Annotated in this window: 15 protein-coding genes; 13 read left to right on the top strand and 2 right to left on the bottom strand. The window is 42.4% G+C overall.

Translation table 11 applies throughout. The annotated features are described in order from the left end of the window. Nucleotides 1-39 precede the first annotated feature (39 nt). From HP548_RS17550 to glnA, 6 genes are all read left to right on the top strand, one after another. Nucleotides 40-603 carry a DUF402 domain-containing protein gene (locus tag HP548_RS17550; RefSeq protein WP_175382379.1) on the top strand — a complete coding sequence of 188 codons (564 nt, stop codon included), beginning with the start codon at nucleotides 40-42 and terminating at the stop codon, nucleotides 601-603. A gap of 109 nt (nucleotides 604-712) precedes the next feature. Beyond that, nucleotides 713-1,684 carry an AAA family ATPase gene (locus HP548_RS17545; RefSeq protein WP_076289088.1) on the top strand — a complete coding sequence of 324 codons (972 nt, stop codon included), beginning with the start codon at nucleotides 713-715 and terminating at the stop codon, nucleotides 1,682-1,684. 119 nt (nucleotides 1,685-1,803) lie between these two features. Next, nucleotides 1,804-3,090 (top strand): GTPase HflX, encoded by a 1,287-nt coding sequence (hflX, locus tag HP548_RS17540; RefSeq protein WP_076289089.1) that lies wholly within the window; start codon nucleotides 1,804-1,806, stop codon nucleotides 3,088-3,090. Between the two features lie 83 nt (nucleotides 3,091-3,173). After that, nucleotides 3,174-4,427 carry a methionine gamma-lyase family protein gene (locus tag HP548_RS17535; protein WP_175382378.1) on the top strand — a complete coding sequence of 418 codons (1,254 nt, stop codon included), beginning with the start codon at nucleotides 3,174-3,176 and terminating at the stop codon, nucleotides 4,425-4,427. Between the two features lie 83 nt (nucleotides 4,428-4,510). Beyond that, nucleotides 4,511-4,924, top strand: a complete 414-nt coding sequence (locus tag HP548_RS17530; RefSeq protein ID WP_063563200.1) for a MerR family transcriptional regulator — start codon at nucleotides 4,511-4,513, stop codon at nucleotides 4,922-4,924. A 129-nt stretch (nucleotides 4,925-5,053) separates the two neighbouring features. Further along, on the top strand, nucleotides 5,054-6,382 hold the full coding sequence (gene glnA, locus HP548_RS17525; protein ID WP_076289091.1) for a type I glutamate--ammonia ligase: 1,329 nt from the start codon (nucleotides 5,054-5,056) through the stop codon (nucleotides 6,380-6,382). 110 nt (nucleotides 6,383-6,492) lie between these two features. On the opposite strand, the gene HP548_RS17520 is transcribed toward glnA, so the two are convergent. Further along, on the bottom strand, nucleotides 6,493-7,152 hold the full coding sequence (locus tag HP548_RS17520; protein WP_163759881.1) for a CatB-related O-acetyltransferase: 660 nt from the start codon (nucleotides 7,150-7,152) through the stop codon (nucleotides 6,493-6,495). A 550-nt stretch (nucleotides 7,153-7,702) separates the two neighbouring features. Between HP548_RS17520 and HP548_RS17515 the strand changes: the two genes are divergently transcribed. Then, a complete protein-coding gene (locus HP548_RS17515; RefSeq protein WP_175382377.1) occupies nucleotides 7,703-9,007 on the top strand; it encodes an aldehyde dehydrogenase in 1,305 nt (434 codons plus the stop codon). Nucleotides 9,008-9,108: 101 nt separating this feature from the next. Here the strand turns inward: HP548_RS17515 and lexA are convergent, their stop codons facing one another. Next, nucleotides 9,109-9,735, bottom strand: coding sequence for a transcriptional repressor LexA (gene lexA / locus HP548_RS17510; protein ID WP_024630400.1), 627 nt, complete (start codon nucleotides 9,733-9,735; stop codon nucleotides 9,109-9,111). 306 nt (nucleotides 9,736-10,041) lie between these two features. Here lexA and HP548_RS17505 point away from each other — a divergent pair, with 306 nt between their 5' ends. From HP548_RS17505 to HP548_RS17480, 6 genes are all read left to right on the top strand, one after another. Then, on the top strand, nucleotides 10,042-10,419 hold the full coding sequence (locus HP548_RS17505) for a LysM peptidoglycan-binding domain-containing protein (protein WP_099856330.1): 378 nt from the start codon (nucleotides 10,042-10,044) through the stop codon (nucleotides 10,417-10,419). Between the two features lie 96 nt (nucleotides 10,420-10,515). Then, nucleotides 10,516-10,725, top strand: a complete 210-nt coding sequence (locus HP548_RS17500; RefSeq protein WP_062325454.1) for a DUF896 domain-containing protein — start codon at nucleotides 10,516-10,518, stop codon at nucleotides 10,723-10,725. A 126-nt stretch (nucleotides 10,726-10,851) separates the two neighbouring features. After that, on the top strand, nucleotides 10,852-11,364 hold the full coding sequence (locus HP548_RS17495) for a vitamin K epoxide reductase family protein (RefSeq protein WP_163759892.1): 513 nt from the start codon (nucleotides 10,852-10,854) through the stop codon (nucleotides 11,362-11,364). Nucleotides 11,365-11,392: 28 nt separating this feature from the next. Continuing rightward, entirely contained in the window at nucleotides 11,393-12,199 is an 807-nt protein-coding gene (locus HP548_RS17490) for an HAD family hydrolase (RefSeq protein WP_175382376.1), read from the top strand. A gap of 545 nt (nucleotides 12,200-12,744) precedes the next feature. Then, complete coding sequence (locus HP548_RS17485; protein ID WP_076289097.1) at nucleotides 12,745-13,707, top strand: ABC transporter permease; 963 nt, start codon at nucleotides 12,745-12,747, stop codon at nucleotides 13,705-13,707. Nucleotides 13,708-13,719: 12 nt separating this feature from the next. After that, nucleotides 13,720-14,589 (top strand): carbohydrate ABC transporter permease, encoded by an 870-nt coding sequence (locus HP548_RS17480; protein ID WP_024630394.1) that lies wholly within the window; start codon nucleotides 13,720-13,722, stop codon nucleotides 14,587-14,589. Nucleotides 14,590-14,641: the final 52 nt, after the last annotated feature.

Raw genomic sequence — 14,641 nt, 5'->3', positions numbered from 1 at the left:
AGCAGGTCACGGACCTGTGGTCGGCAAAGAGGGGTTCGTATGAAACGGAAATTCGGGGACCGCGCGAACTGGCGCCGGATTACGAACCGACAATTTACATGCCGGTTCGTTCAATCCAAAATTTTTACGGGTTACATTACGCTGTATACGATACAAGATTTGAAAGAGCCTTTGTGGAAAACCTATGGAGGAAGTACCTTCTGCATTGCGGATAAAGGTTATTCCTGGTTGCAGTATTATCCAAAAGGCGAGCATTTTGTTGTTACGGCGATGTTTGATGATCAGGAGCGGATTGTTGAATGGTACATTGATACATGCCGCAGCCAGGGCATAACCGATCAGGGTGTTCCATGGTTTGATGATCTGTATCTGGATGTCGTTGTCCTGAAGGATGGAGAAATATTTTTGCTGGACGAGGATGAACTTGAAGATGCTCTTTCTCGTAAGCACATTACGACTGGGGATTATGATCTGGCTAACCGGACAGCAAAGGAATTGTTGCATGCTATTGATGCTCATGTGTTTCCCTATTTCCAACTGTCTCTGAAGCATAGACAGACCCTGTTTGAGAATGGGGAGTTCAGAAAAAATATTGAGATTTGAGTCATGGAAAAGTCCCATAATTCTTCGCCATACTTCTAATATTAGAGCACCTGATAGAATACATTAATAATCAGGAGAGTTCAGCCCGATAAAATAGAGGTGATGGCGAATGAACGGACGGGTCATGGCTGCAGGAGGGCAACCGGGAGGCAGACCATCCAGACAAATTAATGTTGTTTTGCGTAACCAGGAACCTCAGATGCTGGTCAAAGAAGAAGAGACAGCAATACAAGCAGCAAAAGGTTTAGCCAAACATGCGCATTTTCAGGAAATTCAAGGTGAGTTAGAGCAACTGGTTGGACTTGAAAATATCAAAGATTTAGTATTTGAAATCTATGCTTTCTTACAGATTGCCCAGATGCGTACCGAAGCTGGTTTGATAAGTGGGGCGCACGTGTATCATATGATTTTCAAAGGCAATCCGGGAACCGGAAAAACAACGGTAGCACGAATTGTTGCGAAGCTTTTTCAGAAGATGGGTGTATTGAGTAAGGGTCACTTGATTGAAGTGGAACGTGCAGACTTGGTCGGAGAATATATTGGGCATACGGCACAGAAAACCAGAGACTTGGTCAAGAAGGCACTGGGTGGAATTTTGTTTATTGACGAGGCTTACAGTCTGGCTCGCGGGGGCGAGAAGGATTTTGGGAAGGAAGCGATCGATACACTTGTAAAGTCAATGGAAGATAATAAGAATCAATTTATCCTCATTTTGGCGGGTTACTCGGAAGAAATTGATTTTTTTCTACAGACGAATCCCGGATTACCTTCCCGTTTTCCGATCCAGGTTGAATTTCCAGACTATAGCATTGATCAATTGATTCAAATCTCCGAAATTATGGCCAAGGAACGTGACTATATTCTCATGCCACAGACCATACTCAAACTAAAGCAGCATCTGCTTCAGGAAAAAAATGAGTCTCTTCATGCGTTTAGCAACGCCCGATATGTCCGAAATGCCATTGAACGATCGATTCGCCATCAGGCAGTTCGACTATTGGAACAGTATACCCAGGGGAATCCGGGAAAACTGGAGCTGATGACTATCCGCACAGAGGATTTGAAGTTTGATCAAAAGTAAGCGATAATATAGTTTTTAAAGCAGCCGGCCGGGTTAACCGGTTCGGCTTAAAGCATGCCATGGAACCATGGTGGCACAGAATATATGCGGAAACGTAATAGAAGGAGTGAATATACACGATGACAAATGGCACACATGATACAGATATGGTAAAGAAGGATCGCGCCGTATTGGTGAGTCTGGTTACCGATGAGGTCAAACGTTCAGGTATTAACCCGGAGTACTCCCTTGAGGAGTTGGTAAAACTCGCGGAGACGGCAGGCGTAGAAGTGCTGAGTGTATTGTCACAGAACCTGAAAACCCGGGACACCAAATGGTTCATTGGTAAGGGGAAAGTGGAAGAACTTCGTGCAGTGGCTGAGGAAATGGGAGCAACAACAGCTATTTTTGACCAGGAGCTGTCCGGTGCTCAGGTGCGTAACCTGGAAGAAGCGTTGGATCTCAAAATTATTGATCGCACCCAGCTGATTTTGGATATTTTTGCGCAGCGCGCCAACACGAGAGAAGGTATTATACAGGTTGAATTGGCTCAGTTGAGCTATTTGTTACCACGTTTGTCGGGTCATGGGAAGAATTTGTCCAGACTTGGTGGCGGAATTGGAACGCGGGGTCCAGGTGAAAGTAAACTGGAGACGGATCGTCGACATATTCGTGGCCGCATAGATGACTTGAAGCGTCATTTGGAAGAAGTGACACGTCATCGCAAGCTGCACCGGGAGCGTCGCAAAAAGACAGGGATCGTTCAGGTAGCCCTTGTAGGTTATACGAATGCGGGTAAATCCACCTTGCTTAAACAATTAACGGCGGCAGATGTGTATATTCAAGACCAGCTGTTTGCCACACTGGATCCAACCTCTCGGACGATGGAACTGCCAAGTGGTAAAGAAATCGTACTCACTGATACGGTTGGGTTTATACAAAACCTTCCTCATGATCTGATTGCGGCTTTCCGTGCAACGCTGGAGGAAGTGAATGAAGCGGACCTTATATTACATGTGGTCGATGCATCGTCTGCAATGCGTGAAGATCAGATGAAAACGGTACACACCATTTTGCAGCAACTGGGTTCAGGGGACAAGCCTCAATTGGTATTGTATAACAAAAAGGATGCTTGTACACCGGAGCAACTTGAAATGCTTCCTTTGGATAAAGAGCATATCAAAGTGAGCGCTCTGGATGCCGATGACTTGCAGAAAATTCGGGAGCTTATCCAGGCTGAATTGACTGGTGACACGAAACGCTTCCGTATTCCGGCTGAGCGTGGGGATCTTACATCTGTACTTTATAAAATTGGTGATGTTGTTGAGACCACATTTGAAGATAATGATGTAATTTATGAAGTGGAACTGCAAAAAGGCGAATATGAGAAATTCGGTTATTTACTTGAAGATTTCATACAACTGTAACATCGATGACATATTTGTATGATAAGTTGACACGATAATTGATGTTTGACGTCAGATTCGTGTATGAAGGGGAATGAAGTAAGATGGCAAGCTTTGATTCAGAGATTATTGAACTTCAACGACAAGTTGAAAATCAGATTGCGGGGCAATTGCAACAGATTGACCGGATCACCGATCATAACCAATGGAAAGTAATCAATGCTTTTCAACGTAGAAAAGTCAGCGATTTTCACTTTGCGGGTTCAACGGGTTACGCGTATAACGATCGGGGGCGTGAGGTGCTTGATGAAGTATATGCCGATGTGTTTGGTGCAGAGGCGGCACTGGTGCGTCCCCATTTTGCGTCTGGTACCCATACAATTGCTACAGCTTTGTTCGGTGTGCTCCGTCCAGGTGACGAGTTATTGTACATTACGGGTAAGCCCTATGACACATTGCATAAGGTAATTGGCAAGCCTGGTGATGGGACAGGATCGTTACGGGATTTCGGCATTGGCTATCGAGAGACGGCTCTGTTAGAAGATGGAGGAGTAGATTGGACGGCAGTAGAGAAAAGTATCAATGCAGCGACAAAAGTCATTGGTATTCAACGCTCCAGAGGATATGATTGGAGATCTTCCTTCTGTATTGAAGAAATCGCTGAAATGGTTGCACGTGTAAAGGCGATCAAGGAAGATCTCATCGTATTTGTGGATAACTGTTATGGTGAATTCACGGAGGAACGTGAACCAACTGAAATCGGGGTAGATCTGATGGCAGGTTCACTGATTAAAAATCCCGGTGGAGGTCTGGCGGAAACCGGTGGATACATATGCGGGAAGGAAAAGTACGTACAATTGGCTGCCTATCGTTTGACTGCTCCTGGAATTGGCGGTGAAGTTGGCGCGATGTTGGGAACAACTCGTGGCATCTACCAAGGACTTTACATGGCTCCGACAATTGTGGGACAGGCCATTAAAGGCAGCACATTCGCTGCGGCGATGTTTGCTGCATCTGGATTTGTAACCAAACCGGCATGGAACGAGATACGTACAGATCTGATTCAGGCTGTTCAATTCAGTTCGGCCGAACATTTAATTGCCTTTGTACAAGGAATACAGCGGGCTGCTGCGGTAGATAGCCATGTTGTTCCTGAACCGTGGGATATGCCGGGTTACGAGCATCCTGTCATCATGGCGGCAGGTACGTTTATACAGGGTGGAAGCCTTGAATTATCTGCAGATGCGCCTATCCGTGAGCCTTATATTGGCTATATGCAGGGTGGTTTAACATACTCTCATGTTAAATATGGCGTTTTGATGGCATTACAAACGATGAAAGAACGTAAATTATTGTGAGTTTATCTAACACATCATTGACACTTAGTAATAACTAAATGTACAATAGAGTGAAGAATAGATGACTGGAAGGTTGATGAATGATGGGTGACGAAATTCGCAGAAATATGGCCTTATTCCCGATAGGTATTGTAATGAAACTTACGGATCTGTCCGCGCGTCAGATTCGTTATTATGAGCAGCACAGTTTGATTGTTCCTGCGAGAACGTCAGGTAATCAGCGTTTGTTCTCTTTTAATGACGTAGAACGATTGCTGGAAATCAAGGCTCTGATTGAAAAAGGAGTTAACATCGCGGGCATTAAACAAGTGATGAATCCTGTATCCAAAGAGTCAGAAGAAGCAACGGTTATTACAGCCGATACGGAAGTAAAACGCAGAGAGCTGTCGGACTCCCAACTGCATCGTCTGCTTAAACAACAACTGGTGTCAGGTAAGAGACCTGGACAAGTATCTCTCATCCAGGGAGAGCTTTCCCGATTCTTTAATAAAAAATAAGTTCGTATAACCTCGTAGGTCAGGGGAAATCCTGCTTTTGGGTAGGAGAACTCCTTGACCCGTGCAATATTCTAATGTACAAATATAACAGGCAAGCCAAATACGCAGAGAAGAAAGGGAGAGGGTATCGTGAGTTTTACTAAAGAAGACATACTACGCATCTCAAAAGAAGAAAATGTACGATTCATTCGTTTGCAATTTACCGATCTGCTTGGATCAATCAAAAACGTTGAAATTCCTGTGAGCCAACTAACCAAGGCTCTGGACAATAAAATGATGTTTGATGGTTCTTCCATTGAAGGTTACGTGCGTATCGAAGAATCTGATATGTACCTCTATCCTGATCTTGATTCTTGGCTCATTTTCCCTTGGGTAGCCGAGAACCGTGTTGCTCGACTGATTTGCGACGTATATCTTCCGGATGGTAATCCGTTTCCAGGAGATCCGCGTGGCATCTTGAAACGAAACCTGAAAGAAGCCGAAGAAATGGGATTCACTTCCTTCAACGTCGGTCCTGAACCAGAGTTCTTCTTGTTCAAAACAGACGAAAAAGGAAACCCGACTAACGAACTGAATGACCAAGGTGGATATTTCGACCTTGCGCCTACGGATCTTGGTGAAAACTGTCGTCGTGACATCGTTATCACACTTGAAGAAATGGGCTTTGAGATCGAAGCTTCCCACCATGAGGTAGCTCCAGGTCAGCATGAGATCGACTTTAAATATGCTGATGCTCTAAAAGCAGCAGACCAGATTCAAACGTTCAAACTCGTTGTTAAAACGATTGCACGTCAACATGGTCTACATGCTACCTTTATGCCGAAACCGCTGTTTGGTATGAACGGTTCTGGTATGCACTGTAACCAATCCTTGTTCCAAGGCAAAGTGAACGCATTCGTAGACGAGTCTGACGAGCTGGGTCTGAGCAAAACTGCACGTCACTTCATGGCTGGAACTTTGAAGCATGCGCGTGCGTTTGCAGCAATTACTAACCCAACTGTGAACTCATACAAACGTCTTGTACCAGGTTATGAAGCCCCTTGTTATGTAGCATGGTCCGCCAGTAACCGTAGCCCAATGATCCGTATTCCAGCTTCCCGTGGTCTGAGTACACGTGTTGAGGTTCGTAATCCGGATCCAGCTGCTAACCCATACTTGGCATTGGCTGTTTTATTGAAAGCAGGTCTGGATGGAATCAAACGTGAGCTTTCCTTACCAGCTCCGATTGACCGTAACATCTACATCATGTCAGAAGAAGAGCGTGTGGAAGAAGGCATTCCAAGCTTGCCGGCTGACCTGAAAGAAGCATTGAACGAATTGATCCGCAGCGAAGTTATCTGTGATGCTCTCGGCGACCACGCCCTGGCTCACTTCTACGAGCTGAAAGAAATTGAGTGGGACATGTACCGTACACAAGTCCACCAATGGGAACGCGATCAATATATCACGTTGTACTAATAGCTGAATCCCTTGGCGCTCTAGCGCTGAGGGGTTTTTCTTTTTTTTGGCGGGAGATATAAAAAAGCTAGGTAGAATAATATTCTACCTAGCTTTATATCTATAGGAACTCAGTCCTTAATTTCTGATAAGTAGTGCTCATATAACTCGTTAATTGAAGAACTAGAAAGTAAGTGAGTGACTGCTTCAATTGATTCTCTTTTCCAATCAAACCAGCGCATTTCTTTTAACTTCATGATTTCTTCTTCTGAGAAACGCTTCCTAACTTCTTTTGCAGGATTGCCACCAACTATCGTGTAAGGGGCGACATCTTTTGTTACAACTGAGCCTGCTGCAACAATCGCACCTTCACCAATGGTAACACCAGGCATAATCATTGCATTCATGCCGATCCATGCATCGCTTTCTATAATGGTATCTCCCTTGGGTGAGAAGGAATGGCTAATTTGATCAGCGAACGGATAAACAGTGATCCACTCCGCATGATGATTGTTATTTCCTCCCATAAGAATAACAACACCGGCTGCGATACATACATAATTACCAATAATCAATCGATCTATTTGCCATCCAAAGTCCTCAATGGGGTTGAATAAGCTCCTGGATTTGTCATCTCCCCATAAATATCTCACGCATCCGTCTTCAAAAGATGAATTGTTATCATAATAACCGGAGTAATAAGAGTAATCGCCGACTTCGATTAATGGATTGGTTACAATATCCTTTAAATACTTAATTTCAGACCAGTGATTAAATTGGTTTATATTCATTTTAGTTTCCTCGCTTCTAAGTTTTATTTCTGAGTAACTTAGAAGCGTGATGCGGTAGCCACATTCTTTAGTTTTTTTAGACGACGAATCATCTGAATCATCCTTCCTTAAGATATGAGGGCGATTATAACAATGACCTCCTTTATTGTCAATCCTATTCTAATAAAGAGATGTCAGTGTGGATCCTCCCTCAAAGTGTATATAATGAAGAAAAAATTCAGTGAGAGAAAATATAGACAGAACACGTGCCCATCATTTGGAAGGATGGATACATCATGTTTGACTAAAACGGGGACGGGAATAAAAATGTAAAGAGGAAGCTGGCATTCGTAGCATAAAATATTGGCATATTAGTGTTGAGGCTTTTTACGTAGTCAATAAGAAATAGAATGGTTAATTAAGATATGATCATATCGTTGAAGCGAGAGTATGTTTAGATTGTTTGCTCTGTATTTACAGTATCTATATGTTGATAGTTTCATATAATTGCGTTATAATTCATTTATGTTTTTAGAAATTAAATTTTGAACAATTAATTGGAGATGTTAATATGGAGCAAGAGAAGCAACTGGTTGCCGCACAGCGGACATTTTTTTATACAGGACAAACGAAGTCTATTGAGTACCGTATTCGTGCTCTTCAGCAATTGAGACAGGGAATTGAGAAGTATCAGCAACGTATTCTTGACGCACTTCGTGCGGATCTAAATAAATCTGAAACAGAGGCTTATGGCTCTGAGATTCGGATCGTGTTGGGTGAACTGGATTTTGCATTGGAACATTTGGAGGAATGGGCTACACCAAAACCTGTACCTACAAATTCTGCTATACCCGATGGCACAAGCTTCATTTATCCTGAACCTTATGGAGTTGCTCTTATTATTGCACCATGGAACTATCCGTTCCAACTGGCTTTCGGCCCTCTAATTGGAGCCATTGCTGCGGGTAACTGTGCCATTATAAAACCGTCAGAATTAACCCCAGCCGTGTCACGTCTAACTTATGATTTGATCCATGAGATATTTCCTAGTGAGTACATGGCAGTTATGGAAGGGGAAGTTGAGACGAGTACGGCATTGTTGAAAGAAAAGTTTGATTATATTTTCTTTACAGGCAGTACAGGTGTTGGTCGTATTGTTATGAAGGCAGCTGCTGAGCATTTGACTCCAGTTACGTTAGAACTAGGCGGTAAAAGTCCGGTCATTGTTCATCAGGATGCGGATTTGAAGCTGGCGGCTCAGCGCATTGTCCGCGGTAAATTCCTGAATGCTGGGCAAACCTGTGTTGCTCCGGATTATTTGCTTGTACACGAGCACGTACATGACAAATTACTTGAATTGATCGCTGCAGAAATTCAGGATAAATTTGGAGATGACGTGATGAAAAATGCTGATTTTCCGCACATTGTCAATGCACGTAACTTTGATCGTTTATCCGTTTTGCTCCAAGATGGCAAGGCAATGATCGGTGGGCGTTCTGAACGTGATCAGCTGCTCATTGAACCAACAGTACTGGGGGAATTGGATTGGAAATCCCCAGTGATGCAAGAAGAGATCTTTGGTCCAATTCTTCCTGTATTTAAGTATACCGACCTCGATCCCATGCTAGATGAGATTGTTCGTCGTCCAAAACCACTGGCATTATATATCTTCACTCAGGATGAAGATCTGCAGAATCAGGTTCTGAATCAAGTTTCTTTTGGTGGTGGTTGTATTAATGATACCTTGTCTCATATGACATCACATTATCTCCCGTTTGGCGGCGTAGGGGAAAGTGGCATGGGTTCTTACCATGGTCAACAGAGTTTTGATGTGTTCTCTCATCATAAAAGCATTCTTAAGCGAATAATCGACTAACGTAGAACAATATATATTGTATAAGAAAAAAGAGGTTGTCCCGTTCAACGGGACAACCTCTTTTTTCTTATTGTGAGACTTCTGTACAACTAGAATACATATTAATGAATATCACGGAAAAGGCCGATGACTTTGCCCAGGATGCTAACGTGTTTCAAACGCAACGGTTCAAAAGTCGAATTTTCCGGTTGAAGACGAATATGATCTTTCTCTTTGTAGAACGTTTTTACCGTTGCTTCATCGTCTTCAGTCATGGCTACTACGATATCGCCGTTATCTGCAGTTTGCTGCTGACGTACGATAACATAGTCTCCGTTAACAATGCCTGCTTCTACCATACTGTCTCCTACGACAGAAAGCATGAATACTTTCTGTTCGCCTACATAATGCGTGGGAAGAGGGAAGTAATCTTCGATATTTTCTGTTGCTGTGATCGGAACCCCTGCAGTAACTTTACCCACGACAGGAATGCGAGCAACGCTGTGAGCAAACTGATGTGAATGCTCTGACTCTTCCTGGCTGAGAAGTTCAATGGCTCTTGGTTTGGTTGGGTCACGTCTAATCAGACCTTTCTTCTCCAAACGATCCAGATGTCCATGTACTGTAGAGCTGGAAGCCAATCCAACGGCTTCACCAATTTCGCGTACGGAAGGAGGATACCCCTTCAACCGGACTTCATTGCGTATAAACTCCAGAATAGCCTGTTGCCTGCTGGATATCTTCGACATACCGTATCAACCCCATTTTAGTAACGTTTGGGAAAATTATAACATAGAACCTCCGTTCGTACAAACATAAGTTCTAAATAAAATGCCATAAAATCAATGTTTTTTTGCGAATTAAGATGAAAATTTTCTTTTGGTCTAATCAAATACTGCAAATGACAGGTCCCTTTTCAATAGAAGAAAGATATTGGAATGTAGGATGCAACAAAAAAAAGCGAACAATTGTTCTAAAAAGTTATTGTACAAAACAAGTGTTCGTGTTATATTGATTTCAACGGATAGGAACAAACGTTTGGAGGTCGATATTTAATGAGATATTCTACTTATCAAAGCATTTACGAACCGGTGCGTTCAGAAGTGGTTGAAACTAACATAAGGAATTTTAAGAAGGTTTTTGCAAAAGGTAATGTCCCAACTTGGGTCTTGAAATTAATAATCGTGAGCTTAATTATACTGGTTGGATGCAGTACAGTACTCACTGTGTTCGCTGGCAATGAGAAAGATTTATTGCCTGGAGGGAAGATGGCAGTTTCACAAGGAGATACACTATGGAGTATATCATTAGATCACAAACCTGAAACAATGGATACACGTGTATATATAGAAGCAATTAAGAAAGTGAATCAACTTCAGTCAACTTCAATACAAGTGGGGCAAGTTTTAATACTGCCTCAATTCACAGAATAAGACTGCATATCCACACGCACTAATGCATGTCAGCTTGACAAGCTGCCCTTATCATGTCAAAGTTAATAAGACTTTGTATTTTTGGAGGGGACAAGCTTGGATATAGATAGTCTGGTAGCACGTATTAATGAATTGGCCCGTAAGCAAAAATCCACTGGACTGACAGAGGAAGAGCTCGCAGAGCGTGCCAAGCTTAGAGAAATCTATTTGAATAACATTCGAAGCAATTTCAGACAGCAACTGGATTCGATTGAAATTGTAGATGATGAGAACGATCAGGGCCACCAAGGCAAACTCAAACATTAAGGAAACCTAATGATATCAATATGATATTTAGGTTTCTTCCTGTTATCTAGAGGTTGCAAATTATAGGGGGAAATGTTGGTTTGCAGTTATGTAAGCCGATACAAAGAACATCTAAGGGGGATTCTCATGTCGCGTTCGTTCGAGAGAACGGTTCGGAAAAATTCTAAGCAGTTGAATCAGCAACGCAAAAAAAGCGGTAAGCCGGTTTCCGGTACACCAGGTGAGGACGTATTTAAAGGACGCAGCCTTCTGTTTCCTATTTTTCTGATCGGACTAGCATTCCTGTACCTCTTTATGAGTACATTTCTTGTCAAAGCTCCGATGACCACTTGGGACTGGGTGACTATGTTGCTGTACGTATTTTTGGCAGTCATCTTCATGCTCCGTCGCCCTTATGTCAAAATAGGAAGTAATCGGATTTTGACGACAAAAGGGAACCGCGAGCGTTCAATTGGAGTCGACGATATCGTGAAATTCAGAATTGAGCCAGGTACGGTTGTAATTGAGCATAATGCACGAGGTAAGAGATGGGTATTTACCAAACTACTTAATCGTTATGATACCGATGCAATCACTGAACGTCTTCTGAAATTCGCCAAAGCACATCAGATCACCGTGGAAACATACGAGAAAAAGTAATTATTGCATAAAGGGGAAGATGACCGAAATGGCGTTAAAAGCGATTTTGTTCGACCTAGATGATACTTTACTGTGGGATGAGCGCAGTGTTCGAGAAGCCTTCCATGAGACTTGCCTGATTGCAGCTCAAGAGACGGGTATTAAACCCGAAGACCTTGAAGAGGCTGTTCGTAATGAGGCACGTAATCTGTATGAATCTTATGAAACTTTTTCGTTTACCAAAATGATTGGGATTAACCCGTTTGAAGGTCTTTGGGCTAACTTCACAGGTGGCGATCAGCCGGAGTTTCGCCAGTTGGAGCAACTTGCACCCGCATATCGTAAAGAGTCATGGCGTCGCGGCTTGTTAAAATTGGGTGTTGATCGTGAAGATCTGGCGGAACGACTTGCCTCACAATTTGGGGCTGAGCGGAGATCAAGACCCCATGTCTATGAAGAAACGATGGAAACATTGAGTCATCTGCAAGGGAAGTTTAAGCTTTTGCTTTTAACCAACGGCTGTCCTGCTTTACAACAAGAGAAACTTGATGGCGTTCCTGAATTGGCTCCTTTATTCGATGAAATTATTATCTCGGGTACGTTCGGTAAAGGAAAACCTGATCCTTCGATCTTCGAACACGCATTGAGTAAGCTGGGAGTTCAACCTGAGGAAAGTATGATGGTTGGAGATAAGCTTACAACTGATATCCGTGGAGCGTTGTCTGCAGGTATTCAATCTGTTTGGATTAACCGCGAGAATAAAGAGAACATCGAATCGTATGTGCCTGACCATCAAATCAAGCATTTATCCGAATTGGAACGAATCATTGCTGAATTCTCAATAAGTGCATCATAAATCGTATTTTTAGTGCACTACTCAAACATTGTTAGGTTTTGTGAGATGTATTTTATCCATAAAACCTAACAATGTTTTTTTGTTTTGGGACAGTTTGAACTATACCATAATAACAAAATATAATTTTTTTTACTAAAAGTTATTGAAATTATAGAACTACTGATTTAGAATATAACTAACATACTAGTATGACTAGTATGCGAATGAATACAGCGAATATCTGTTGACTTACTTGAATGAAGTGGAAGCGGGAGTTATTCGCTATAATTTTCACATCGTTTGTAAGCGCTTTACATAATCGAAGTAAACTATCTAGTTCTGGAAAGGCAACATGAAGTGGTTAGTAAGAAAATAAGGGGAAGCATCTTGACCGAAATGTGCCTCTAGTGATTTTCAAAATTGATATCGCTTACATTGGTTTGGTTTATTCTGCAGGTGGGGGTGAAGTGCATCTGATTACTTGTCTTCTACAAAAAGAAGAGATGATAAGCATTGATCGAAAACGCTTTTATTTTATTAAGCTAAGGATCGGAGTGAAATAACATATGGAGTCGGAAACCGCTAAAACCACGCTAACGATGACATCTTTACGTAAAGAAAGCAGGTTGAGAACTATTACAGCTCTGCTTCGCAAAGATTGGCAGCTGTACTCACTGTTAATTCTTCCAATTATCTATCTTATTATTTTCAAATATGGGCCCATGCTCGGTAACGTAATCGCATTTAGACGATTTGTACCGGGAGGCAGTATTTTTGGAGAGACGTGGGTTGGATTCAGGTATTTTCAGATGTTCATTCAAGACCCAACCTTTTGGAAAGTATTTGGGAACACACTTATGCTCGGTGGACTTGCGTTACTTTTCACCTTCCCAGTTCCGATCATTTTTGCATTGCTGCTGAATGAGGTGAAAAGCAAACGTTTCAAAAAGTTTGTGCAGACCGCATCGTATCTTCCGCACTTCTTGTCCATCGTTATCGTTGCCGGAATGATTCTGCAATTAACGGCAGTTAATGGCTCTATTAACGGAATGGTATCATTCTTTACTGGAGACAGCATTCCTTTCATGCAACGTGCGGAATGGTTCAGAACAATCTATATCACCTCTGAGGTTTGGCAAGGTATGGGGTGGGGAGCCATTCTATATTTGGCTGCATTAACAACAATTGATGATTCTTTGTATGAGGCTGCTCGGATCGATGGTGCGAACCGTTGGAAGCAAACGCTCCATATAACCATACCAGGCATTTTGCCAACGATCGTTACATTGCTGATTTTGAACATGGGTAATTTCCTTGCGGTTGGATTTGAGAAAATCTTGCTCCTTTACAATCCGCTGATCTACGAGACATCTGACGTGATTTCTACTTATCTGTACCGGGTAGGTTTGCAGTCCAGCAATTTTAGCTATGCTACCGCCATTGGTTTGTTCGAATCCATTATTGGACTGATCCTGGTATTCTCGGTTAATGCCATTTCACGCAGACTGACACAACGAAGCTTGTGGTAAAGGAGGAGCAATATGCTGGAATCAAAATCATACAAAGTATTTAAAGTTTTCAATGCCATCTTTTTGCTGCTTGTGGTATTCATCACGCTCTATCCGTTTCTGAATGTCGTGGCCCAGTCTTTCAGCAGCGAGGCTTATATCAATTCAGGCAAGGTAAGCATTATCCCAAGAGGATTTAATGTGGAAACCTACAAGACCATCTCTCGTGATAGCATGTTCTGGACCAACTACAAAAACACAATTATATATACCGTTGTAGGTACTTTGATTTCCATGTTCATGACGACCATTTTCGCTTATGCCTTATCCAAGAAAAGATTAATGGGACGAAAATTTTTGACGATGTTCGCCGTATTCACGATGTTTTTCAGTGGCGGCTTGATTCCTAACTATGTCCTGATTAACTCTCTGGGCTTCAATAACACGATGTGGGCATTGGTTGTGCCTGGGGCAATCAGCATTTATAACATGTTAATTATGAAATCATTTTTCGAAAACATGCCTGAAGAGCTTGAGGAAGCGGCAGCTATTGACGGTTTGAATACGTATGGCATTTTGTTGCGGATCATTCTACCGCTGAGTAAAGCGGTCATGGCAACGATGGTTCTGTTTTACGCTGTGGGACATTGGAATTCCTGGTTTCCTGCCTTCCTGTATCTCGACAAAAAGGAACTGTTTCCCGTTACGATCTACTTGCGCAACATGATTGCAGGTGCAACGGGCGGTGCTTCGGCTGGTGCTTCAGCGGATAATCTGACTCAAATTTCTGCAAACATCAAATCGGTCACGATGGTACTCACCATTTTGCCTATTTTAACGATTTATCCATTTGTTCAAAGATACTTTGTAACCGGTATCATGTTGGGATCTGTTAAACAGTAAAACAGTAATCCTAGCCCAATATAGTTCAACATCTTGATTGTAAGGCCAATCT

The organism is Paenibacillus taichungensis (genome assembly GCF_013359905.1).
Taxonomy (GTDB): Bacteria; Bacillota; Bacilli; order Paenibacillales; family Paenibacillaceae; genus Paenibacillus; species Paenibacillus taichungensis.
The sequence above is the reverse complement of the archived record's forward strand: the minus strand, read 5'-3'. Positions and strand labels throughout refer to the sequence as shown.

What these genes read in the sequence shown, in the direction of transcription:
- HP548_RS17495 (WP_163759892.1), top strand. Translation starts at nt 10,852, where the DNA reads ATGTCGCGTTCGTTCGAGAGAACGGTTCGGAAAAATTCTAAGCAGTTG.
- HP548_RS17480 (WP_024630394.1), top strand. Translation starts at nt 13,720, where the DNA reads ATGCTGGAATCAAAATCATACAAAGTATTTAAAGTTTTCAATGCCATC.
- HP548_RS17535 (WP_175382378.1), top strand. Translation starts at nt 3,174, where the DNA reads ATGGCAAGCTTTGATTCAGAGATTATTGAACTTCAACGACAAGTTGAA.
- HP548_RS17515 (WP_175382377.1), top strand. Translation starts at nt 7,703, where the DNA reads ATGGAGCAAGAGAAGCAACTGGTTGCCGCACAGCGGACATTTTTTTAT.
- HP548_RS17490 (WP_175382376.1), top strand. Translation starts at nt 11,393, where the DNA reads ATGGCGTTAAAAGCGATTTTGTTCGACCTAGATGATACTTTACTGTGG.
- HP548_RS17505 (WP_099856330.1), top strand. Translation starts at nt 10,042, where the DNA reads ATGAGATATTCTACTTATCAAAGCATTTACGAACCGGTGCGTTCAGAA.
- lexA (WP_024630400.1), bottom strand. Translation starts at nt 9,735, where the DNA reads ATGTCGAAGATATCCAGCAGGCAACAGGCTATTCTGGAGTTTATACGC.
- HP548_RS17550 (WP_175382379.1), top strand. Translation starts at nt 40, where the DNA reads ATGAAACGGAAATTCGGGGACCGCGCGAACTGGCGCCGGATTACGAAC.
- hflX (WP_076289089.1), top strand. Translation starts at nt 1,804, where the DNA reads ATGACAAATGGCACACATGATACAGATATGGTAAAGAAGGATCGCGCC.
- HP548_RS17545 (WP_076289088.1), top strand. Translation starts at nt 713, where the DNA reads ATGAACGGACGGGTCATGGCTGCAGGAGGGCAACCGGGAGGCAGACCA.
- HP548_RS17520 (WP_163759881.1), bottom strand. Translation starts at nt 7,152, where the DNA reads ATGAATATAAACCAATTTAATCACTGGTCTGAAATTAAGTATTTAAAG.
- HP548_RS17530 (WP_063563200.1), top strand. Translation starts at nt 4,511, where the DNA reads ATGGGTGACGAAATTCGCAGAAATATGGCCTTATTCCCGATAGGTATT.
- HP548_RS17485 (WP_076289097.1), top strand. Translation starts at nt 12,745, where the DNA reads ATGGAGTCGGAAACCGCTAAAACCACGCTAACGATGACATCTTTACGT.